The following is a 23,528-nucleotide window of genomic DNA, read 5'->3' on the forward strand; positions in this document are numbered from 1 at the left end:
GCGACACGCTGCAGGTACGGCGCGACCCCCCGGCGCATGACCCCGAAAATAGGCTTGGCTAGGCCCTGCGTGGCAGTTAACAATTCTACCAGAAACAATAAAAGGCCGGGCAGTTGCCCGGCCTCCGGAAATCATGTCGCCGACTTTACTTGATACGGCCGACGCCGCCCGAAATCTCCACCGTTTCCGATCCGGTCAGGGCCTCGAGGTCACCATTGGGCAAGGTGACGAAACAGCCATTCGGGCAGAATTCCACGGTTTCGCCGGCAGCCAGCGCCAGTTCCGTCTTGCCGCCGCCTTCCGTCACGATCAGCGTGCGGGTCTCGGTGTCCTTGTTGACCGCGCTGGCGGCAAAAGCCGAACCACCCACGGCAAGAAAAGTGATGGCGGCGACGAGAGACTTCCACATTTGCAATATCGGTGTTTCACACCGCCTCTGTTGCATTTCGCAAGGCATTCTCGCCCTTTGCATGTGAGCTTATATGACATGGAAGCTGAACCGCAACTGAATGCCGCATTCATGCCGCAATTGGCCTTCGCGCGACAAAGCTTGCCTCAAGGCGCCTAATCCGGGTCGGGCTTGCGGGCCTTGCGTCCGGATTTGGCCAGGCGTTTCTTCTCGACTGCGGCTTCAGCCTCCGCCAGTTCGCGCTCGGCGAATTCGGCTTCGATCTTGTCGTCGTCGATCGGCCATGCCTCATGCTTCTTGGTTTCGACGACGGCGCGCGGCGTCGACGGAATCTCAATGTGCTCGCTGCTGAAAATATCAAGGATGGCGAACCGTATGTCGTTCTGCACGACGTTGCCGTTCAGCACATCGGCGAGGAACACGCGGATTTCGAAATCAAGCGCCGCTGCTCCGAAATTGGCGAACAGCACGAAGGGTTCGGGGTTCTTCAGCACCAGGGGGTGGCTGCGCGCGATCTCCAGCAGGAGCGCATGCACCCGCTTGACGTCGCTGCCATAGGCAACGCCGACCTTGATATCGACGCGACCAAGCTTGTTGCGGTGGGTCCAGTTGCCGACGGCGTTGTTGATCAGGTTTGAATTGGGCAGGATCACCGATTGCCGCTGGAAAGTCTCGATCTCGGTGGCGCGCACGCTGATCTTCTTAACGGTGCCGGTGGTATCGCCGGCGACGATCCAGTCGCCGACCTTGAACGGCCGCTCGGCCAGCAGGATCAGGCCCGAGACGAAGTTGGAGACAACGTTCTGCAGGCCAAAGCCGATACCGAGGGAAAGAGCGCCGGCGACGAGCGCCAGGTTGGAAAGATCGATGCCGGCGGCCGAGACGCCGACCAGCGCGGCAACCGCAACGCCGGCATAGCCGACCGCCAGCCGGATCGAGTTGCGCACGCCGGTGTCGACCTTGCCGCGCGCCATGACCGAGCCATCGAGCCAGCCCTGGAACCAGCGCGTCAGGAAATAGCCGATGATGAAGACGACGACACCGGTGAGGATGCCGGTAACCGAGATGGTGACCGAGCCGATCGTTAGGCCGGTTGCCAGCTTGTAGCCCCAAGCCTGGATGTCGCCGGGCTGGAACCCCCACATCAACAGGATCAGCGGCAGGAACACCAGGACGATCATCAGGTTGATGGCGACGCCGACGACCAGTCCGAGCTGGTCGAGCGCAGTCTCGTCATAGCTTGAATTGGCCGACAGCCAGCGCCCGATCGAGGTATCGGCAAAGCCGCCTTCCTCGCCGATCGCCCGCGCCGACAGGAAGCCGATATAGGCGGTGACCAGAATAGTGCCGGTGACCACGACCTGCAGCGAGACGAAAATGGCAAGGCCGATATAGCCGAGCAACGCCGCTGCGATGGTGAAGAGGCCTAGCGCGACCGAGGTGTAGCGCAGCCATGTCGGCCACGGGCGCCAGGTTCCGTCGGAGGCCTTGAACGGTTTCAGCAGCCCCATCAGGATCAGGATGACGCCGACGACGATGGTGGCGACAAAACTTCTGGCGATGGTCACCGACAGTGGCGAGCCCATCTTGTCGTTGACGACCGACAGGAAATTGTTGACGCCGATGACGACAGCCATGGCGGTAGTCAGCCGCACCAGCCAGCGTGCCGGGCCCGTTTCGACGGGAATGAGACGCCAGTTCGGCAGCTGCGGCTCCAGCGCCGCATTGGTCAGCCGATTGACGCAGAACACCACTGCGATGACGGCAACCAGAGCGTTAAGAAAGACGCCGATGTCGCCGCGCAAAACGTTGTAATAGTTGAAAAAGAAAACGGTCGAGACAAGGAAGGCACCGACCGCCAGCGTCGGCAGCAATGTCGACCAGAACGCCACCGACAGCCGGCTGAGATAGGACGGGTCCTCGACGCCAGGGTCGGCCTCGAACACACGCCCAAACAGGCGCCGGCCGCCGACCAAAAGCACCGCTGCCAGAACGAGCGCCATCAGGGTCGCGGCGAGCACGGCCTGGAATTTGAATTTGAAGGCGAAGATCAGCCAGGATGACACGGCCTTGTAGAAACCGGTGAACTCCTCGTGGGCATCGGAGACGACCTCGGGGCTCAGCGCGTCGGATAGCACGTAGCGCTTGGTGAGCAGATTGCGAAACAGCTCGCTGCGCATGTTGCCGATCCGGTCGATCAGGCCGCTGACGCGGATCGACAGGTTTTGCGCCGTGGCAATGACCGCATTGATCTCGGCCTTTTCGGATGCCAGCGCCTGGCGTTCGGCGGTTACGATATCGGGCTCCGGCGGCTGGCCCGCAGCCGGCGGCGCACCGAGTTGGTCGAGCCTTGCATTGATCTCAGCAAGGCGCGGACGGAAAGCTAACGCGCTGTTCAGCGAGTTCCGTGACAACTCCTCGAGCTGCAGGCGGATATCGACAAGGCTGGCGTCGTCCTCGCTGTCCTGCTGGATTTTCTTCTCGAGATTGTCGGTCTTTGTCGTCAGGTCCTGCAGGATTTTCTGCTGATCGGCGACCAACCCGGCGGGGGCCTGGGCGAGCCCTTGCGCGGCGGCGCCGAACGACAGCGGCGCCGAGACGACAAGCGCCAGGAGCAGGACGAGACGGAGCAAGCGGAAGAACATGATGTGTCTGACGACTCGCGGACAGCTAAGGCGGGTTCTAGCCTGTCCTTGATAAAGACGCTCATACCACGGGGCAAGCCGTCCCGAGCGGCCGGCTTTCAGCGTCGGCCAGTCGAAAAGCGATGGCGCAATATTGGCTTTGGGGCGGCAGCCTGCTCTATAGTCTGCCGCATCGCCCGCAACGGATGGCAATACATGGCGGAATATTCGGCCTTTTCGCTTCTCAAAAACGCGTTCAACGGCAACAAGGACTGGAAGCCGGCCTGGCGCAAGCCGGACCCCAAGGCCTCCTATGATGTGATCATCATCGGCGGTGGCGGACACGGGCTGTCGACCGCCTATTATCTCGCCAAGGAGCACGGCATCACCAACGTCGCGGTGCTGGAGAAAGGCTGGCTGGGCTCCGGCAATGTCGGCCGCAACACCACCGCTGTCCGCTCCAACTACCTTCTGCCTGCCAACACGCGCTTCTACGAACATTCGATGAAGCTGTGGGAGAACCTTTCGCACGATCTCAACTACAACGTCATGTTCTCGCAGCGCGGCTGCCTGAACCTTGCGCACACGCCCGCCCAGTTGGACGATTATGCCCGGCGCGGCAACGCCATGCGCCATCTTGGCGTCGACGCCGAACTGATGACGACGGCCGAGATCGCGCGCCTGGTGCCGACGCTGGACGTCTCAGGCAACGCACGCTTCCCGATTGTCGGCGGCCTAATGCAACGGCGCGCCGGCACCGCCCGCCACGACGCCGTAGCCTGGGGTTATGCGCGCGGCGCCGATCGCCGCGGCGTCGACATCATCGAGAACTGCGAGGTCACCGGCTTCCTGCGCGACGGCGACCGCATCACCGGCGTGTCGACGACGCGCGGCGAGATCCGCGCCAGGAAGGTGGCGGTCGCCGTGGCCGGCAGCACCGGGCAGGTGATGCAGCTTGCCGGCATCGAGACGATGCCGATCGAGAGCTATGTGCTGCAGGCCTTCGTCACGGAATCGCTGAAACCGTTCATCGATACCGTCCTGACCTTCGGCATGGGTCATTTCTACATGTCGCAGTCGGACAAGGGCGGCCTTGTCTATGGCGGCGATCTCGACGGTTACAACAGCTACGCCCAGCGCGGCAGCCTGCCGATCGTCGATGAAGTGATGAGCGAGATGCTGGCGCTGTTTCCGGGCCTCGCCCGTGTCCGAATGCTGCGCTCATGGGGCGGTGTCTGCGACATGTCGATGGATGGCTCACCGATCATAACCACCGGCCCGCTGCCGGGCATGTATCTCAACTGCGGCTGGTGCTACGGCGGCTTCAAGGCGACGCCAGCCTCCGGCTGGTGCTTTGCCTGGACCATCGCCAAGGACGAGCCACACGATCTCAACGCGCCCTTCACGCTCGACCGCTTCTACAGTGGCCTGTTGATCGACGACAAGGGCCAGGGCGCGACCCCGCGGCTGCATTAGGTAGGATACCATGCTCATCACCTGCCCCTATTGCGGCCCGCGCGACGTCATCGAGTTCACCTATCAGGGCGACGGCAACCGCCAGCGCCCTCAACCTGCCTCACAGGACCTCGACGCCTGGAACGCCTATGTCTACGAGCGGCTAAACCCGGCCGGCGACCACAACGAGATCTGGCAGCATTCCGGCGGCTGCCGCGCCCATCTCAAGGTCGTGCGCAACACGCTGACGCACGAGATTTCCAGCGCCGCCTTCGCGCGCGGCGACCATAAATCCGGTGCGCGCCACAAGGCGGAGGGCAAGTCGTGAGCCCGCGCCGCACCGAGACCGGCGGCCGGATCGATCGGCTGCGAACCATTCGCTTCACCTTCGATGGCGCGTCCTATACCGGCCATGCCGGCGACACGCTTGCTTCGGCGCTGCTCGCTAGCGGCGTCACCCTGTTCGGACGCTCGTTCAAGTATCACCGGCCGCGCGGTCTGCTGACCGCAGGCGTCGAGGAGCCGAACGCCCTGGTGACGGTACTGCGGGGCGAAGTTCGCGAACCGAACATCCCCGCGACCATGGTGGAAATCTATGACGGGCTGACGGCTGTCAGCCAGAATCGTTTCCCGTCGCTTGCCTGGGATGTCAGCGCCGTCAACCAGCTCGGCGGCAAGCTGCTGTCGGCCGGCTTCTACTACAAGACCTTCATGGGGCCGGCGATCGGGCCGCTGAAGGGCACACGCTTCTGGATGTTCTGCGAGCATTTCATCCGCCGCGCCGCCGGACTTGGCAGGGCCGGGCTCGCTCCCGACACGGCACGCTACGGGCGCATGAACGCCTTTTGCGACGTGCTGGTTGTGGGCTCCGGTCCGGCCGGGCTGATGGCCGCCAAGGCTGCCGCCGATCAGGGTGCCCGCGTCATCCTTGCCGAGCTCGAACCGCATTTCGGCGGCTCGGCCAACTGGTCAGGCGAGACGATCGACGGCATGCCGGCCGCCGACTGGGCAGCACGCACCGCCGGCCAGTTCGAAGGTCATGACAATGTCCGCCTGCTGCCGCGCACCACGGTGTGGGGCTATTATGACGGCAACACCCTTGCCGCGCTCGAGCGGGTCACCGACCACAAGGAAATTCCAGGCAGGGGCGAACCGCGCCATCGCTATTGGGCCATTCGCGCCAAGTCGGTGGTGCTGGCCACCGGCTCCTTCGAGCGGCCATTGGTGTTCCCGGGCAATGACCGGCCGGGTGTCATGCTGGCGCATGCCGCCGAACGCTATGCCAACGAATATGGCGTGCTGCCAGGCGAGCGGATCGCGCTGTTCACCAACAATGACAGCGCCTATCGCTCAGCCGTTGCATTGAAGAAGGCGGGCGCCGCCATCGTCGCGATCATCGACGTGCGCCCGGAGCTTTCGAGCGAGATGCGCAAGCTGGCCACTAAGGCCGAAGCGGAGATTTTCTCTGGTCACGCCGTGGTCGCCACCGAAGGGGGTAAAGCGCTTTCCGGCATCAAGCTGCAACGCTTCGACATGACCAGCGGCGCACTGAGCGGCGAGGCGCGCAGCGTCCATGCCGACTGCCTACTGATGTCGGGCGGCTGGTCGCCGACCATCCACCTGGCCAGCCAGGCCGGCGCCAGGGCGGTATGGGATGCCGCCCGCCAGGCCTTCCTGCCACCCAAGCCGACGCAGCGCTGGATCGGCGCTGGCGCCTTCACCGGCAGTTTTTCCACGACCGAGGCAATTGCCGAAGGCCGTGCAGCCGGTCTTTCCGCAGCAGGTGGGACAAACACCCAGTCTACTGTGCCGGTCGTCGAGGCAGCACCTGGCGATCCTGATCCGGCGCCAGTGTTCGAGATCAAGGCTAGTGGCAAAAGCTTCGTCGACTTCCAGCACGACGTGACGGCGGAGGATGTGCGGCTTGCCCATCGCGAAGGCTTCGTCTCGGTCGAGCACCTGAAGCGCTACACCACGCTCGGCATGGCGACCGACCAGGGCAAGAGTTCCAATATACCGGGCCTCGCAATCATGGCCGAGGCGCTGGGCAAGCCGATCCCGGAAGTCGGCACGACGCGCTTTCGCCCGCCGTTCACGGCAGTGTCAATCGGCTCGCTGGCGGCCGAGCGCTTCGGCGACCTGAAGCCGGAGCGGCTGACGCCGATGCACGACTGGCACGTTGCCAACGGCGCGACCATGTATTCCGCCGGGCTCTGGTATCGGCCGATGATCTACGGCCTGGCCGGCGAGACCATCGAGCAGGCTTATGTGCGCGAAGCCAAAGCGACGCGCGAGAGCGCCGGCATTGTCGATGTCTCGACGCTGGGCAAGATCGCCGTGCAGGGTCCGGACGCGGCGGAATTCCTCGACCGGGTCTACACCAACATGTTTTCGACACTGCCCGTCGGCAAGGCGCGCTACGGGCTGATGCTGCGTGAGGACGGTATCGCTTTCGACGACGGCACCACCTGGCGGCTTGGCGAACAGGATTTCCTGATGACCACCACCACGGCCAATGCCGGCAAGGTGATGCAGCATCTGGAATATTTCCTCGACGTCATCTGGCCAGAGCTGAAGGTCCATGTCACCTCGGTGACCGATCAATGGGCCGGGGCGGCGATCGGCGGGCCGAAGGCCAGGGCAATTCTTGCCACCTGCGTCACCGGCACGGCCGTCGACAACGCCGCACTGCCGTTCATGGGCATCGTGCACGGCAAGGTCGCCGGCGTGCCGGTGATGATCTGCCGGCTCTCCTTCTCAGGCGAAATGGCCTTCGAGGTCTATTGCGGCGCCGGCTACGGTACCCATGTCTGGGAAGCGCTGATCGATGCCGGCAAACCGTTCGGGTTGGTGACCTACGGCCTTGAGGCGTTAGGTACCCTGCGCATCGAGAAGGGCCATGTCACCGGCGCCGAGATCGACGGCCGCACCACGGCGCGCGACCTCCATCTCGACTGGATGCTGTCCAAGAAAAAACCCTTCATCGGCTCGGCGATGATGGATCGCGAGGGCCTGATTGCCCCCGACCGCCTGCAGCTCGTCGGTCTGATTTCGCTGGACAACCGGCCGCCCAGCGGCGGCGCGCATGTCGTCGAGCAGCTTGATGAGGCCAATCCGCACGATTCCATCGGCCATATCACCGCCTGCTGCTATTCGCCGGCGCTCGGCAAGTACATCGCGCTTGCCTTGGTCAAGGGCGGCAAGCAGCGGCACGGCACACGCGCCTATGTCTCCGACCCGCTGCGCAACCGGTTCGGGCCGATCGAGATCGTCTCCAACCACTTCTTCGACCCAGACGGGAGCCGTATGCATGGCTGAACGCCAATCACCTGAACGCCAATCACCTGAGCGCCAGTTACCTGAGCATTTATCACCGCTTGAGCCGGCACTGCATCCCGGCTCGCATGGCAATTTCGAGCACGGCGTCGACGTGATCCTCTCCGAAACCAAGCCGGGGTCGATCCTGCAGCTTGCCGCTTGGCCGGGCGAAGAGAAGCAGCTGATATCTGGCATCCGCACCGTTACCGGTCTCACCTTGCCCGATGGCGCCGGCGGCGGCAGCACCAACGGCGTTAGATCGGTATTTGGCTTTGCGCCGGGAAAATTCACCGTAGTCGATGAGGCCGAGGGCCTTGCCTTGGCCTTTGCCGATGTCGTCACCCCGGCTATCGGCACCCTCACCGACCTTTCGCATGGACGCACCGCGATCCGCATCGCCGGGCCAAAAGCCGAATGGGTGTTGGCAAAGTTCTTCGCCATAGATTTTGCGCTGCCGGCCTTCCCGTTGGGCGCGGGCCGCTCCACCAATCATCACGACATTTTCGCCCAAATCCAGCGCACCGGCGCCGATCAGTTCGATATCTACGTGTTCCGCTCGTTTGCACGCTCGTTCTGGAAGGCGCTCTGCCATGCCAGCGAGGAAGTCGGCTACGAAGTGCAATAGACGGCAGACGATTGGTAGCACAGGACAGAGGCAGTTGACTGGCCGCGGTTGCCTCACTTGGCGAACGTCACCCACTCTTCCAGCGGCGCGCGGTCGGTGCGGAACTCGTTTTCCGGCTTGGACGTGTCCTCATGGCCGAGCGCCATGCCGCAGACGACGATCTCCTCGTCGGGGATGTTGAGCACCGGCCTTATCTGCCGGTGATAGGGTGCGAAGGCGGCCTGCGGGCAGGTATGCAGGCCCCTGCCCCGCGCCGCCACCATGATGTTCTGCAGGAACATGCCGTAGTCGATCCACGACCCCTTGTTCAGCCGCCGGTCGACGGTGAAGATCATGCCGACCGGCGCGTCGAAGAAGACGAAGTTGCGGTCGTGCTGGGCGCGCATCCTGTCGACCTCACGCCGGCCGATGCCGAGCACGCCGTAGAGGCCGAAGCCGTTCGCCCGCCGCCGGGTGAGATAGGGCTCGAAGAACTGGTCGGGGTAGTAGCGATACTCGTCCCACTCTGCCTTTTCGGCGCGAATGCCGGAGTTGAGGATGGCGTCGGTGATCCGCTGCTTGACCTCGCCCTTGGTCACGTAGACCCGCCAGGGCTGCATGTTGGTGCCCGAAGGTGCACGCGCGGCAACAGAAAGAATGGCGCGGATCGTGTCGTCGTCGACCATGTCGGGCAGGAAGGCCCGCACCGAACGGCGCGACGTGATCGCCTCCTCGACGATCGCCGTGGCTATCCGGGAGTTGTTGTCCAGCATGGGGTTGTCCCTTGGCGCGATCCCTGAAACCGGAATCGGTTCCGGGAAGGGATCATGGCGCGGATTCTAGCGTGATAGAGCGTGCTTTGCGCGTCCGATTGTGCGCGCCGCACTCTATCGTGGGTGTCGACCGGACGCCCCCACTCGCCGTTCGTGGCCGAGCCTTTGCATCAACCATCAAAACGGCGCAAGCAAATCTTGTGGTCGCATGAAAATCCTCTTGATTTTTTCACGAGCCTGGCATCTCATGAAATTTATCTGAGATTTTTCATCGAGAAAAAGGGCATGCCCTCAACCGCTATCAGGTCGGAGCAGGAAAACGGTGAACGGCTGCTGGCCGGCGATATCAGGGCGCTGCGCAAGGCTCGCGGATTGACGCTTGCCGAAATCGGTCTGAAGCTCGGCCGCTCGGTCGGCTGGGTCAGCCAGGTCGAGCGCGGCCTGTCGATACCATCGCTCGGCGATCTCAGAGCCTTCGCTGAATTGTTCGGCGTGCCGGTCAGCCTGTTCTTTAGCCACGACGTGCCGGTCGAGAAGGAGCGCGGCGTGGTCGTGCGCGCCGGCAGCCGCCGCTCGCTTGGCACAAGCGAATCCGGACTGGTGGAGGAGCTTCTGTCGCCCGATCTCGGCGGTAGCTTCGAGATGCTACGTTCGGTCTTTGCACCGGGCGCGGAGCTGAAGACCGAAGCGCAACGGCCAACGGAGGAAGCCGGATATGTCGCTTCCGGTACCTTCGACATCGAGATATCGGGCATCTGGCACCGGCTTGGCGAAGGCGACAGTTTTCGCTTCGAAGGCAAGCCGTTCCGCTGGCGCAATCCGGGCGCCGAGCCGGCGGTCGTCATCTGGGTGGTTTCGCCGCCTGTTTATTGAACGAATGCATGTCGCCCAAAAGTGCGCTGCGGTTTGGGACAACGACATGCATCAAAACAAAATTTGAAGCGCGTCGCATGAACCTCATTGATGCAACGCGCTTCAAGGGCTGGAGAAGAACATGGCCGGTTTGCCGACCGCGGCACGCGTGGTGATCATCGGAGGCGGTGTCGTCGGCGCCTCCTCGCTCTACCATCTCGCCAAGGCGGGCTGGACCGACTGCGTGCTTCTGGAAAAGAACGAGCTGACCTCCGGTTCGACCTGGCATGCGGCCGGCAACGTGCCGACCTTCTCCTCATCATGGTCGCTGATGAACATGCAGCGCTATTCGACCGAGCTCTATCGCGGGCTGGCCGACGAGGTCGGCTACCCCATGAACTACCACGTCACAGGTTCGCTCAGGCTCGCCCATACGGCCGAGCGGATGCAGGAGTTCCAGCGCGCCAAGGGCATGGGCCGCTACCAGGGCATGGATATCGACGTGGTCGGGCTCGACGAGATCAAGCGTCGCTACCCGTTCATCGAGACACACGACCTCAAGGGTGCGCTCTACGATCCGAGCGACGGCGACATCGACCCGGCGCAGCTGACCCAGGCGCTGGCCAAGGGCGCCCGCGATAGGGGTGCGAAGATCATCCGTTTCTGCCCGGTTACCGGTGTGCGCTGCGACAACGACGAGTGGGTGGTCGAGACGGCGCAAGGCGAGATCCGCTGCGAGATCGTCGTCAACGCCGCCGGCTACCGCGCCGCCGAAGTCGGCAAGATGTTCGGTCGTGACGTGCCGATGGTGGTGATGAGCCACCAATACATCCTGTTCGAGGAAATCCCCGAACTGGCCGCATGGTCGAAAGAGCATGGCAGCAAGCTGCCGCTGCTGCGCGATGTCGATACCTCCTACTATCTGCGTCAGGAAAAGAACGGCATGAATCTCGGCCCCTATGAACGCAATTGCCGCGCCCACTGGGTCGGCCACAACGACCCGATGCCGGACGATTTTTCATTCCAGCTGTTCCCCGACGATCTCGACCGGCTGGAGCACTATCTGGCGGATGCCGTCGCCCGCGTGCCGATCCTCGGCACCGCCGGACTGTCCAAAGTCATCAACGGACCGATCCCCTATGCGCCGGACGGCAACCCGCTGATCGGGCCGATGCCCGGCGTGCCGAACGCCTTCGAGGCCTGCGTCTTCACCTTTGGCATCGCCCAGGGCGGCGGCGCCGGCAAGGTGCTGGCCGAATGGGTGACGCAAGGCCAGACCGAATGGGACATGTGGTCCTGCGATCCGCGCCGCTTCACCGCCTTTGCCTCGGCCCCGGATTACTGTGTCGCCAAGGGCATGGAAATCTACGGCAACGAATACGCAATCCAGTTTCCGCGCCATGCCTGGCCCGCTGGGCGCGACCGCAAACTGTCGCCGATCCATGATCGCATCAAGGCGCTCGGCGCCCGCTTCGATGCCTATAATGGCTGGGAGCGTGCGACTTGGTATGCGCAAGCCGGCGACGATGTGTCCGAACAGTCCACTTTGACCTTCCGCCGCGACGGGCCGTGGCAGCATCGTGTCCGCGAGGAGTGCCTCGCGGTGCGCGACGCCGCCGGCATTCTCGACCTGCCGGGTTTTTCCCGCTTCAACCTCGACGGTCCGAATGCTGCCGAATGGCTGAGCCGGCAGGTCACCGGTCTGGTGCCGAAACCCGGCCGCATCGGCCTCGTCTACTTTGCCGACGACAAAGGCCGCATCGTCACCGAAATGTCGGTGGTGCGCCACGACGAGAACCTGATGACGTTGATCACTGCCGCAGTGGCGCAATGGCACGATTTCGAGTGGCTGCAATCGCGCATACCCAAGGACGCGACTTTCAAGCTGATCGACCGGACGGAGGAATACTCCACCCAGATCCTTGCCGGACCCAATTCGCGAAAGATCCTCGCCGAACTTTGCAACGCCGATCTCGCTTTGCCCTGGCTGACGCATCAGGAGACGGCAATCGCCGGCCGCTGGGCGAAACTGGTGCGCGTATCCTTCGCCGGCGAGCTTGGCTGGGAAATCCACAGCAAGGTCGAAGACACCGCCGCCATCTTCGATGCCATCTGGGCGGCCGGCCAGAAGCACGGACTGAAGCCGTTCGGCATGTTCGCGCTGGACTCGCTCCGGCTCGAAAAAGGCTACCGCGCCTGGAAGGGCGACCTTTCGACCGACTACTCGATCCTGCAGGGCGGGCTCGAGCGTTTCGTCAAATGGGACAAGCCCGATTTCCGCGGCAAGGCGGCGCTGCAGAACGAGAAGCAGCAGGGCGTGAAGAAACGCTTCGTCACGTTGACCGTCGAAAACCCCGGCGATTGCGACGCGCCTTACATGTCGACGCTGTGGCATGACGGCCAGATCGTCGGCGAGACGACGTCCGGTGGCTGGGGTCACCGCATCGACAAGTCGATCGCGCTAGGCATGCTGCGCGCCGACCTCACCGAGCCGGGAACCGCGGTCGAAATCGAGATCTTCGGCGACCGCTTCAAGGCGGTCGTACAGAAAGACGAACCCCTGTGGGATCCGAAGAACGAGAGGCTAAGAGCATAATGCCCCAACCATCATCGCGCATTTCCGGCATCGTGCCTTCGGGCAAGGACGGCTGGGAGGTTCATTTCGCTGCCTGGACACGCAGGGAGGCCGGCGAGGACATCATCCTGCTGTCGGTCGGCGACCATGATTTCGATACGCCGACGCAGACGATCGAGGCCTGCGTGACGGCGGTTCGCGCCAGCAATCACCACTACACCCCGCTTCCCGGCATTCCGCGCCTGCGCAAGGCGATGGCAGCAGCTTCCACTGCATGCACCGGCATTGCGACAAATCCCGATCAGGTCATCGCCACACCGGGCGGCCAGGCAGCACTCTATGCGGCGGTGCAAGCCGTTCTCGACCAAGGCGACCATGCAATCGTGGTCGCGCCTTACTACGCGACCTATCCCAACACGTTCAGTGCAGCGGGCGCCGATTTCACCATCGTCGAGACACCCGCCGAGGACAGCTTCCAGCCGCGAGCCGCCGACATCCGCGCCGCACTTCGACCCAATACGCGCGCCATCCTCATCAACACGCCGAACAACCCGACGGGTGCGGTCTATTCGCGCCAGCGGCTGGAAGAGTTGGCGCAGATCTGCAGGGAGCATGACCTCTGGCTGTTGACGGACGAGGTCTACTGGACGCTGGGCGGCGGCGAGCACATTTCGCCGCGTTCACTGCCTGGCATGGCGGAACGCACGCTGGTCATCAATTCGATGTCGAAGAGCCACGGCATGACCGGCTGGCGCATGGGCTGGCTGACCGGGCCCGAGGAGATGATGTCGCTGCTGGTCAACCTCAATCTGGTGACGACCTACGGCCTGCCCGCCTTCATCAGCCTCGCTTGCGCAGAGGCGCTCGAAAACGGTTACGGCGTCAAGGAGATCGCCGAACGCTATGCCGCGCGGCGCACCGTCCTGCTCGATGCCATGCGCGGCATGAACAACGTCACCGTGCGCGGTTCCGAAGGCGGCATGTATGTCATGCTCGACATATCAGCCATCGAGCCGGACGACGAGAAATTCGCCTGGGCCTTCCTCGACAAGGAAAAGGTCGGCGTCATGCCTGGTTCCAGCTTCGGCGAGGCCGCCGCCGGCCACATCCGCGTCAGCCTCTGCCAGCCCGAGCCGGTGCTGACGGAAGCAGCCCTTCGCTTGCGCCGCTTCGCGTCCAACTATCGCCGCGAGGCCGCATGAGCGCCCTGCCCGCAAAAGCCATTCCTACCAAGGCAAGGGCGGTCATCATCGGCGGCGGCGTCTCCGGCTGCTCGGTCGCCTACCATCTGGCCAAGCTCGGCTGGACCGACATCGTGCTGCTCGAGCGCAAGCAGTTGACCTCAGGCACGACATGGCACGCCGCCGGCCTGATCGGCCAGTTGCGCGGCTCACAGAACATGACGCGGCTGGCCAAATATTCGGCCGACCTCTACGTCAAGCTCGAAGCCGAGACCGGTGTCGGCACTGGCATGCGGCAGGTCGGCTCGATCACCGTGGCGCTGACCGAGGAGCGCAAGCACGAGATTTATAGGCAGGCGTCTCTCGCCCGCGCGTTCGATGTCGACGTGCGTGAGATTTCGCCTTGGGAAGTCAAGGAGATGTATCCGCATCTCAATGTTTCCGACGTTGTCGGTGCAGTGCATCTGCCGCTCGACGGCCAGTGCGACCCAGCCAACATCGCCATGGCGCTGGCCAAGGGTGCCCGCCAGCGTGGCGCGACGATCATCGAGAATGTGAAGGTCACCAAGGTCCACACCAAGAATGGCCGCGTCACCGGCGTTTCCTGGGTACAGGGCGAAGCACAAGGCACGATCGATACCGAAATCGTCGTCAATTGCGCCGGCATGTGGGCGCGTGAGCTCGGGGCACAGAACGGCGTCACCATTCCCCTGCATGCCTGCGAGCATTTTTATCTCGTCACCGAGCCGATCCCAGGGCTGACCCGCCTGCCGGTGCTGCGCGTGCCGGACGAGTGCGCCTACTACAAGGAAGACGCCGGCAAGATGATGCTTGGCGCCTTCGAGCCGGTGGCAAAACCCTGGGGCATGAACGGCATCCGCGAGGACTTCTGCTTCGACCAGTTGCCGGAGGACATGGACCACTTCGAGCCAATCCTCGAAATGGGCGTCAACCGCATGCCGATGCTGGCGACGGCGGGCATCCACACCTTCTTTAACGGCCCCGAAAGCTTCACGCCGGACGACCGCTACTATCTCGGCGAGGCGCCGGAGCTTTCCGGCTACTGGATAGCGACCGGCTACAATTCGATCGGCATCGTTTCTTCCGGTGGCGCCGGCATGGCGCTGGCGCAATGGATCAACGATGGCGAAGCGCCTTTCGATCTCTGGGAGGTCGACATTCGCCGTGCCCAGCCGTTCCAGAAGAACCGCCGCTATCTCAAGGAGCGTGTCTCCGAAACGCTCGGCCTGCTCTATGCCGATCATTTCCCCTACCGCCAGATGGCGACCTCGCGAAACGTCAGGCGTTCGCCGCTGCACGAACATCTGAAGGCGCGCGGCGCCGTATTCGGCGAAGTCGCCGGCTGGGAGCGTGCCAACTGGTTCGCCCGTGACGGCCAGGAGCGCGAATACCGCTATTCGTGGAAGCGGCAGAACTGGTTCGACAACCAGCGCGAGGAACATCTGGCGGTCAGGAACGGCGTCGGCCTGTTCGACATGACCTCGTTCGGCAAGATCCGTGTCGAGGGCCGCGACGCCTGTGCCTTCCTGCAGAGGCTCTGCGCCAACGACATGGACGTGGCGCCGGGCAAGATCGTCTACACGCAGATGCTCAACGCCAGGGGCGGTATCGAGAGCGACCTCACCGTCTCGCGGCTGTCGGAAACGGCCTTCTTCCTTGTCGTGCCCGGGGCGACGTTGCAGCGCGATCTGGCCTGGCTGAGAAAACATCTCGCCGACGAGTTCGTCGTCATCACCGACGTCACCGCTGCTGAGGCCGTGCTTTGCCTGATGGGACCGGATGCGAGGACGCTGATTCAGAAGGTGAGTCCCAACGATTTCTCCAACGAAGCCAACCCTTTCGGTACCTTTCAGGAGATAGAAATCGGCATGGGGCTGGCCCGCGCCCACCGCGTTACCTATGTCGGCGAGCTCGGCTGGGAGCTTTATGTCTCGACCGACCAGGCCGCCCATATCTTCGAGGTGATCGACGAGGCCGGGACGGAAACTGGCCTAAAGCTGTGCGGTCTGCATACGCTGGATTCCTGCCGCATCGAAAAGGCCTTCCGCCATTTCGGCCATGACATCACCGACGAGGACAATGTGCTGGAAGCAGGATTGGGCTTCGCGGTGAAGACGGCAAAAGGCAGCTTCGTCGGCCGCGATGCCGTCCTGAGGAAGAAAGAAACCGGATTGGACCGGCGGCTGGTCCAGTTCCGCCTGAAAGACCCGCAACCGTTGCTGTTCCACAATGAGGCGATCCTGCGCGACGGCAAGATCGTCGGCCCGATCACATCAGGCAATTACGGCCACCACCTGGGCGGCGCGATCGGGCTCGGCTACGTGCCGTGCAAAGGCGAAAGCGAGGCTGACGTACTGTCTTCGTCCTACGAAATCGAGATCGCCGGCGAACGCTTCGCCGCCGAAGCATCGCTGAAGCCGATGTATGATCCGAAGTCGGAACGGGTGCGGATGTAACTCAAAACCGCTCCAGCGTCCTCCGCACCCTCTCCAGAAACGCTGCCCTCGTCTTCGGAGTGGACGAATCCATCAGATAGTGCGCCAGGAAGAACGTCCTGCAGCGGGTGGCGCAGAGCGCCCGCATGCCGCGCAGGATGGTCTTGCGGCCGGGCTGGCCGACGACGACGCTCCACCAGGTCGGCGCGCCGCAGGTCGTGATCACGCCGAGCCTCGTCACATGCGTCATCAGCGATTTGATCCGCCCCTTGCCCGCCGGCAGCCGGAAGGCGACATCCGTTGCCCACACCCGGTCGAGCCAGCCTTTCAGCATCGCTGGCAGCCCGTACCACCATGTCGGATAGATGAAGAGGATCGCCTGGGCCCAGGCGAGGTGATCGAAATGCGGCTTGAGCGCCGGATCCTGCGGCGCGCTGCCATTGTACGAGCGTCGCTCGTCGCAGCTCATCACCGGATTGAAATTTTCCGCATAGAGGTCGAGCAGCCGCACTTCCCAGCCCCGCGCCTTCAATACCTCGACGGCACTATCGCGGATCGCCGCGCAAAAGCTATCGGGCACTGGATGGCAATAGACCACCAGGACCCGCATCAGAATGCGTCCATCCTGGCTGCGACCTTCGCCATGAATGCCTTCCGTGCTTCGTCGGTCGACAGGTTCATCGAATAATGCGCGAGGTAGGACACGGATGCACCGGGCTTTATGGTGGCGCGCAACACGCGGTTGACCAGCTTGCGCGGCGGGTCGCCCATCAGCACGGCACGGAACCGGCTGCCGCCATAGGTGGTGACCGCCGCCAGCTTGCGAATATTGTGCAACGACGGCTGCACCTTGCCGTCGACCAGCTTGAACGATACGCCGGGCAGGAAGACGCGATCGAAAAAGCCCTTCAGGATCGCCGGATAGCCGAAATTCCACACCGGGAACGACAGCACCAGCGCCTCGGCCCTTTGCAGCCTCGCGACATAAGCGGCTGCTGCATCATCGGCCCTGCGCTCATCGTGATAGCCAAGCCGTTCGCCCCGCGTCAGCCGCGGATCGAAATCCTCGGCATAGAGATCGCAGTCATCGACAGCGTGGCCGGCTGTCGTCAGTCGCTCGACGATCGTCCGGTGCAGACCGGCGTTGAAGCTGGTCTCGACCGGGTGAGCGTAGAGGACGAGGATGTCCATGGGAGGTCTTCAGCTCACCCTCTCCAGCCCCTTGAACAGGAACGACTTGTCCGAGCGATAGTCGTAGTCCGGATTTTCCCAGGCGATCATCTTGCCGGGATTGAGCAGTCCTTGCGGATCGGTCTCTCGCTTGAACGCGAGCTGCACTTCGTCCGTCCGCTTCATGCCGCCTTCTTCCAGCGTGTAGCGGTGCGGGTTGAAGATCCAACAGCCATTGTCCTCATGGATGCGGATGATCTCATCAAGCCGCTCCGCTGTGGTGAAGCGGACCAGCGGCAATCCGGCCACGCCGATCGCGCCGTCGAAGCGGATGAATTCGAGATGCGCCGGCACTTCGTCACCGAAGCGGTCGACCATCGCCTTGACGTGAGCGAGATGATCCGGCGACGGGTAGCGGGTCTGCAGGTAAGTTATCGTCGGATCGACCCTGATGGCGCGCAGTGTCGTGTGGTTCCAGGTCAGCTCGTAGGCCGGCGGCAGGCCCTTGAGATCGGCTTCCTTGTCGGCGCGGAAGACGATCTCGCCCTTGCTGTGCGCGGTGAAGGCAACAAATGCATCCATCGCGTGCGGCGCGATCATCAGGACGACGATGCTTTGCTCGCGCCGGAAGAATTTCTGATGGCGCTTGAAATAGTCGTAAGGGATGGGAGCAGCGATCGGCGTGATCAGTTTCGCCAGAATGCCGTCCTGGACGGCAAGGTCGTTGCCGAAGCCGGCCGCGTCCATGAAGTCGTCGAAGCCGACGATGACGTCGACCCAGTCATAGCTGGCGGTCAGCGGCATCTCGACCTCGGTGATGATGCCGTTGGTGCCGTAGGCGTGCATGACCTTCAGCACGTCTTCGCCGGTGAGTTCCATGACTCGAGGTTGTGCCTCCATCGTCACGGTCCTGAGCCGGATGACGTTGCCGAGGTCGCGCAAGCCACCCCAGCGGATCGAGCCAATGCCGCCCGAGCCGCCGGCGACAAAACCGCCGATCGATGCCGTGTTGTAGGTCGATGGCGACATCCGGAGCTCCTGGCCGGAATGCGCGCGTGTCGCTCTGTCGATGTCGGCAAGCACGGCACCCGGACCGGTAACGACCCGGCCGGGCGCGATCGTCTTGACCGCGTTCATCTCGGCGAGGTTGAGCACCACGCCACCCGACAGAGGCATCGCCTGTCCGTAATTGCCGGTGCCGCTGCCGCGCGGTGTCACCGGCACGCCGTGCCGATGGCAAGCGGCGAGCACGCGGATCACCTCGTCTTCGGTTTTCGGCGTCACGATCAGGTCGCCGGTGACGTGGTCGAGCTGCTGCTTCAGCACCGGGCTGTACCAGTAGAAGTCGCGGCTCTTCTGCTGGACGATCGCCGGATGGTCGTCGATCTTCAGACCGTCGAGATCGCGCTTGAGGCCAACCAGATCCATCATTTCACCATCAGGTCGTCGAGTTCGGCATAGTCGGGCAGTTGGCGGTCGATCGCCCGCCCGTCGCGCACGACGATGCGATCCGATTCGGGCCGCGACAGCAATTCGGTCCAGCTCCGGCCTTTGAAGACGATGAAATCGGCGGCACCGCCTGCGGCAAGCGCGCCGAAGCCGTCGAGTCGCATCACTTTGGCCGGCGTTGCCGCCACCGCTTGCGGCCAGTCGCCAACCGGATGGTCGAAATGCAGGATGCGAGTCGCCATGCGGTAGACCTCCAGCATGTCGAGATCGCCATAGGCATAGAACGGATCACGCGTGTTGTCTGAAGCAACGGCCACCGGAATGCCGCGCGCCTTCATCTCGTGCAGCAGCGTCACGCCGCGCCAGCGCGGTGTCGTATTGTCGCCGCGCCGGTCCTGCAGATAGAGGTTGCACATCGGCAGCGACACCACCGCCAGCCCCGCCTTCGCCACCTTGTCCAGCGTGTCGAGCACATCGAGATCCGGCTGGCGCGCCAGCGAACAGCAGTGACCGACCAGGATGTTTCCCTCAAAACCGTTCCACAACGCCGCCTCGGCGATCTTCTTCAGCGAGATCGCCGAAACGGCGTCGGTCTCGTCGGCATGGAAATCGAGGTCGAGGCCGTGCTTGATCGCCTGCGCAAACACTTGGTCGAGAAGCTCTTCCAGGTCCGGCACCATGTAGGTGACGACGCCCAGCACGCCCTTGGCGGCAGCCACCCGTCTGGCCAGCTTCTCGAACCATTTCTTGTCGCGCACGTTTTCGATGCCGAGCAGGCAGGCAGCCTGCAGCTCGATGCGGCCGCGCCATTTTTCCCGCATCGTCTCGAACACCGGCCAGGAGATCTCTTCCTGCGGCGCGACGCTGTCGAGATGGGTGCGCAGGGCTTTGGTGCCGTGCACATAGGCCGAGCACAGCGAAAAATCCATGCGGCGGGCGACGTCGTCGGCGCTCCAGCGGGCGGTACGGTCGGCGCCGGTGGCGTTCAAGGCGCCTATGAAAGTGCCGTCGGGATTGGGTTTTCGAGGCCAGATATGACCCTTGTCAATATGCGTATGGCAGTCGACGAAGCACGGCAGCACTATGCGGCCGCCAAGGTCGATGGCGTCTGCCGGCGCCTTGGATCGACCATGCGCGGCGATGCTGGAAATCCTGCCGTCGGCCACAGCGATGTCGGCAAGCGCAAATCCGTCGGCATCGAAGGAAGCAGCAAGCCCCGGCGCCAGGGATGCGTGAAGCCGGACGTTGGTGAGGTGATAAGAGGCAGAGTCCGGGATCAAATTCCACCCCCTTGGGCGATAAGAACGACCACCATCACCGCTCCTGCTTCAGCGCGCTTTCGTGCCAGCGCCGCAGGATGAGATGCGAAATCAGCGACAGCACCAGGAAGATCAAAATGCCGGTGAGCGAGATCAGGATCAGCGCCGCGAACAGCCGCGGCGCGTTGAGCCGGTAGCCGGCCTCGATGATGCGCGAGGCGAGCCCCGACGACTGTCCCTGTGCACCGGCGACGAATTCGGCCACCACCGCGCCGATCAGCGACAGGCCACCGGCGATCTTCAGCCCGCCTAGGAAATATGGCATCGCCGCCGGCAGGCGCAGATAGCGCAATTGCTGCCAGCGGGTCGCGCCGTTGAGCTTGAACATGTCACGCAGATTGCGGTCGACGGAATTGAGGCCGAGCGTGGTGTTGGACAGGATCGGAAAGAACGCGACGATCCAGGCGCAAAGCAGGAGTTTTGTCGTCTGGTTGTCGACATAGATGTTGATCAGCGGGAAGATCGCGACGATCGGCGTCACCTGCAGCACGATGGCAAAGGGAAAGAACGACATCTCCACCCATTTCGACTGCGCGAACAGCACCGCCAGCCCGACACCGCCAACCACCGCGAGAAGCAGGCTGAGGAAGGTGACCCTGAGCGTCACCAGCAGCGAGGAGAACAGCAGCCCGGCATCATCATGAAGCGTCTGCAGCACCACGCCGGGGCGCGGCAGGATGTATTTCGGGATCTCGTTCCAGACACAGATGCGGTCCCACAGCCAGATCGCCAGGATCATGATCGCCAGCGGCAATACCCATTTGCCGATCCGCTCGAGCCGTTCCTGGCGCACGCGGCGCGCCTCCTCGGCATCGAGCCTCAGTGTGTGCTCTTCAATGGCCGTCATGATGCGGTCCGGCGGTCGAGTTGATGGCACCGATCAGCACATCGGACGCCTGGCGGCAGAGCGCGGCATAAACGGGCGAGGTGCGAAACGCCTCGTCGCGCGGATAGGGTGCTGCGACGGCAAATTCGCTGAACACCCTGCCCGGCCGCGCCGCCATGACGACGACGCGGTTAGAAAGAAAAACACTTTCGAAGACGCTGTGGGTGACGAAGACGACGGTGAAGCGCTCGCCCTGCCACAGTTCCAGAAGATCGTTGTTGAGCTTGAAGCGGGTGATCTCGTCCAGCGCCGCGAACGGCTCGTCCATCAAGAGAACGCGCGGCTTTGTCACCATGGCGCGGGCGATCGAGACGCGCATCTTCATGCCGCCGGAGAGCTCGCGCGGCACGGCGTTCTCGAAGCCGGTCAGGTGAACCCGCGCCAGCATCTCCATCACCGCCGGCGCCGCCTTGGCTCGCGACACACCCTTCAGCCGCAGCGGCAGCCAGACATTGTCGAAGACATCGGCCCAGGGCAACAGCGTCGGCTCCTGGAAGACGAAGCCGATATTGGAGCGATCGAAGCCGCTGCCGCGCCAGTCGAGCAGCCCGGAGGTCGGCGTCGACAGGCCGGCAATCAACCGCAGCGCCGTCGACTTGCCGCAACCCGAGGGTCCGAGAAGGCTAAGGAAATCGCCGTCCCGGATCGTCAGATTGACGTCGCTGAGCGCCGCCACGCCGTTGGAAAACACCTTGCCTACACCGCGCAGCGCCAGCAGCATCGGGCCTTCGCCCGATGCACTTCCCGGCGCTTGCGCCACTTTCTCCTGCATCATCTCAGGCAGACCGGCCTATTTCTTCAGATCCAGCCCGACACCCTTGTTGATGAAGGCAAGCGTATAGGCCTTCTTGATGTCGATGTCAGCCTGCGCAACCTTGGCCTTGACCATCTTGTCATAGAAGCTCTGGATGCGCGCTTCGGTCATCGCGCCGATGCCGAGCTTTTCGGTGTCGCCGGAATCGACGACACCGAATTTCTTCAGCTGGTCGATCGAGAAGGCGATCTGCTCATCCGTCATATCCGGATTTTCCTTCTTGATCATCTCGTTGGCGGCCTTGTTGTCACCATAGAGGTAGTTGTACCAACCCTTGGCCGAACCATCGACGAAGCACTGTACGACCTCGGGCCGCTTGTCGATCGTCTCCTGCATGGTCTCGATCGTGGTCGCATATGTGTCCCAGCCATAGTCGGCCAGCAGGAACTGGTTCGGCATGAACCCGCCCTGCTTCTGGACGGCGAACGGTTCCGAGGTGACATAACCCTGCTGGATCGACTTCTTGTTGGCGATGAAGGGCGCTGGATTGAAGGTATAGGGCACGCGTTTGCCGGCATCGAAGCCGAGCTCGGTGACCATCCACTGGAAGAATGTCTGCGTACCTTCGTCGCCGAGGATATACTGATCGGCGTTCTTCAGATCCTCCCATTTGTCCAGCCCCTGGCCGGGCTGGGACATGATGACCTGCGGGTCCTTCTGGAAGTCCGCGGCCACGACGCGCAGCGGAATGCCCTGCTGCACGGCGTCGAAGGCCGAAAGCAGGTTGCCGCCCATGTAGAAATCGATCTTGCCGGCGAGCAACAGCGGTCGGCCGCTGACCTGCGGGCCACCCTGCATGATCGTCACATCGACACCGCAAGCCGCATAGGTGCCGTCTGCCACTGCCTGGTAGTAGCCGCCATGCTCCGGTTCCGCCAACCAGTTGGTGCCGAAGGTGACTTTTTCGTTCGCCGCCGCACCAAGCGTGCCTGCGGCAAGCAGCACGATCGCGCCCGCCGAGAGCTTCCGTTTTCCGTACATCCACACCACCCTTTGTTTGCTCCGGACCGCCACGCGCCGGGCTCGACACCATTGTTTCAAGAAGCAAGACACATGCCACCGGCTCCTTGCGCCGGGACCGCCCGCTTGTGCAATAGCCGATACGAAGACCGGACGGGTCATGCTGTATGGAAGGCATCGTGCCTATTTTTTGAACGCCTGTCCACAATCGCCCTGATGGCGTGCACCGCGATCTTGAAGGCTCCGCCATTTGCGCCGTAAGCTGGCCGTAGACCGGAGATTGCAATGTTCAGATTCCTCACGCCGAAGTCGATCAAGCCGCCTTTTGCCCGCTACAGCCATGGCGTCGAGGTGCCGGCCGGCAAGCGGCTGGTGCTGTGTTCGGGCCAGGTCGCCATCACGCCGGACGATCAGATCCCGGAGGATGCCGGCGCACAGGCCGAACTCTGTTTTCAGAACATATCAGCGATTCTCGGCGAGGCCGGGCTCGAACTTTCCGACATCGTGCGCATCAACGCCTATGTCACCGACCGTGCCTTCCTGCGGCCCTATATGGATGTCCGCGACCGGCTGTTCGCCAGCCCGGCACCGGCCTCGACGCTGATGATCGTGTCAGGCTTTGCCCGGCCGGAGTTCAAGGTCGAGATCGAGGTCATCGCGGCTGCATGATCGACAGGCGATGC

General features: G+C 63.1%; 19 protein-coding genes. 9 read left to right on the forward strand and 10 right to left on the reverse strand.

The window, feature by feature from the left end:
* Nucleotides 1-145 precede the first annotated feature (145 nt).
* Nucleotides 146-409: a hypothetical protein gene (locus tag EN859_RS15170; protein ID WP_189501986.1), complete on the reverse strand. Its 264-nt coding sequence runs from the start codon at nt 407-409 to the stop codon at nt 146-148.
* Nucleotides 410-564: 155 nt separating this feature from the next.
* Entirely contained in the window at nt 565-3,054 is a 2,490-nt protein-coding gene (locus tag EN859_RS15175; RefSeq protein WP_127853705.1) for a mechanosensitive ion channel family protein, read from the reverse strand.
* 195 nt (nt 3,055-3,249) lie between these two features.
* Here EN859_RS15175 and EN859_RS15180 point away from each other — a divergent pair, with 195 nt between their 5' ends.
* From EN859_RS15180 to EN859_RS15195, 4 genes are read left to right on the forward strand one after another with little or no spacing between them, the layout of a single operon-like run.
* Nucleotides 3,250-4,509, forward strand: a complete 1,260-nt coding sequence (locus EN859_RS15180; protein WP_127853706.1) for a sarcosine oxidase subunit beta — start codon at nt 3,250-3,252, stop codon at nt 4,507-4,509.
* Between the two features lie 10 nt (nt 4,510-4,519).
* On the forward strand, nt 4,520-4,816 hold the full coding sequence (locus EN859_RS15185) for a sarcosine oxidase subunit delta (protein WP_127853707.1): 297 nt from the start codon (nt 4,520-4,522) through the stop codon (nt 4,814-4,816).
* On the forward strand, nt 4,813-7,806 hold the full coding sequence (locus EN859_RS15190) for a sarcosine oxidase subunit alpha (protein ID WP_127853708.1): 2,994 nt from the start codon (nt 4,813-4,815) through the stop codon (nt 7,804-7,806). Before EN859_RS15185 ends, EN859_RS15190 begins: the two co-directional genes overlap by 4 nt.
* Entirely contained in the window at nt 7,799-8,431 is a 633-nt protein-coding gene (locus EN859_RS15195) for a sarcosine oxidase subunit gamma (RefSeq protein WP_127853709.1), read from the forward strand. Before EN859_RS15190 ends, EN859_RS15195 begins: the two co-directional genes overlap by 8 nt.
* Before the next feature lie 53 nt (nt 8,432-8,484).
* Here EN859_RS15195 and EN859_RS15200 read toward each other — a convergent pair whose 3' ends face one another.
* Nucleotides 8,485-9,183, reverse strand: a complete 699-nt coding sequence (locus EN859_RS15200; protein WP_127853710.1) for a nitroreductase — start codon at nt 9,181-9,183, stop codon at nt 8,485-8,487.
* 285 nt (nt 9,184-9,468) lie between these two features.
* Here EN859_RS15200 and EN859_RS15205 point away from each other — a divergent pair, with 285 nt between their 5' ends.
* From EN859_RS15205 to EN859_RS15220, 4 genes are all read left to right on the forward strand, one after another.
* Nucleotides 9,469-10,056, forward strand: coding sequence for an XRE family transcriptional regulator (locus EN859_RS15205; RefSeq protein WP_127853711.1), 588 nt, complete (start codon nt 9,469-9,471; stop codon nt 10,054-10,056).
* Between the two features lie 121 nt (nt 10,057-10,177).
* Nucleotides 10,178-12,631 (forward strand): FAD-dependent oxidoreductase, encoded by a 2,454-nt coding sequence (locus EN859_RS15210; protein WP_127853712.1) that lies wholly within the window; start codon nt 10,178-10,180, stop codon nt 12,629-12,631.
* Nucleotides 12,631-13,812, forward strand: a complete 1,182-nt coding sequence (locus EN859_RS15215; protein ID WP_127853713.1) for a pyridoxal phosphate-dependent aminotransferase — start codon at nt 12,631-12,633, stop codon at nt 13,810-13,812. Before EN859_RS15210 ends, EN859_RS15215 begins: the two co-directional genes overlap by 1 nt.
* Nucleotides 13,809-16,268 (forward strand): FAD-dependent oxidoreductase, encoded by a 2,460-nt coding sequence (locus EN859_RS15220; protein ID WP_189501988.1) that lies wholly within the window; start codon nt 13,809-13,811, stop codon nt 16,266-16,268. Before EN859_RS15215 ends, EN859_RS15220 begins: the two co-directional genes overlap by 4 nt.
* A 1-nt stretch (nt 16,269) precedes the next feature.
* Here EN859_RS15220 and EN859_RS15225 read toward each other — a convergent pair whose 3' ends face one another.
* From EN859_RS15225 to EN859_RS15255, 7 genes are read right to left on the reverse strand one after another with little or no spacing between them, the layout of a single operon-like run.
* The gene (locus EN859_RS15225) at nt 16,270-16,857 is read right to left on the reverse strand and encodes an NAD(P)H-dependent oxidoreductase (RefSeq protein ID WP_127853714.1); all 588 of its coding nucleotides are present in this window, start codon (nt 16,855-16,857) and stop codon (nt 16,270-16,272) included.
* Complete coding sequence (locus EN859_RS15230; RefSeq protein ID WP_127853715.1) at nt 16,857-17,438, reverse strand: NAD(P)H-dependent oxidoreductase; 582 nt, start codon at nt 17,436-17,438, stop codon at nt 16,857-16,859. Before EN859_RS15230 ends, EN859_RS15225 begins: the two co-directional genes overlap by 1 nt.
* 9 nt (nt 17,439-17,447) lie before the next feature.
* On the reverse strand, nt 17,448-18,845 hold the full coding sequence (locus EN859_RS15235) for an FAD-binding oxidoreductase (protein ID WP_127853796.1): 1,398 nt from the start codon (nt 18,843-18,845) through the stop codon (nt 17,448-17,450).
* Nucleotides 18,845-20,146 (reverse strand): cytosine deaminase, encoded by a 1,302-nt coding sequence (locus EN859_RS15240; protein ID WP_127853716.1) that lies wholly within the window; start codon nt 20,144-20,146, stop codon nt 18,845-18,847. The genes EN859_RS15235 and EN859_RS15240 overlap by 1 nt, the downstream gene beginning before the upstream one ends.
* Before the next feature lie 34 nt (nt 20,147-20,180).
* On the reverse strand, nt 20,181-21,032 hold the full coding sequence (locus EN859_RS15245; protein WP_127853717.1) for an ABC transporter permease: 852 nt from the start codon (nt 21,030-21,032) through the stop codon (nt 20,181-20,183).
* Nucleotides 21,019-21,846, reverse strand: a complete 828-nt coding sequence (locus EN859_RS15250; protein WP_127853718.1) for an ABC transporter ATP-binding protein — start codon at nt 21,844-21,846, stop codon at nt 21,019-21,021. The genes EN859_RS15245 and EN859_RS15250 overlap by 14 nt, the downstream gene beginning before the upstream one ends.
* Before the next feature lie 15 nt (nt 21,847-21,861).
* Nucleotides 21,862-22,866: an ABC transporter substrate-binding protein gene (locus tag EN859_RS15255; protein ID WP_127853719.1), complete on the reverse strand. Its 1,005-nt coding sequence runs from the start codon at nt 22,864-22,866 to the stop codon at nt 21,862-21,864.
* A gap of 264 nt (nt 22,867-23,130) precedes the next feature.
* Here EN859_RS15255 and EN859_RS15260 point away from each other — a divergent pair, with 264 nt between their 5' ends.
* Nucleotides 23,131-23,514 carry a RidA family protein gene (locus EN859_RS15260; RefSeq protein WP_127853720.1) on the forward strand — a complete coding sequence of 128 codons (384 nt, stop codon included), beginning with the start codon at nt 23,131-23,133 and terminating at the stop codon, nt 23,512-23,514.
* Nucleotides 23,515-23,528 lie beyond the last annotated feature (14 nt).

It is taken from the genome of Mesorhizobium sp. M00.F.Ca.ET.216.01.1.1, from assembly GCF_004010325.2.
Classification (GTDB): domain Bacteria; phylum Pseudomonadota; class Alphaproteobacteria; order Rhizobiales; family Rhizobiaceae; genus Mesorhizobium.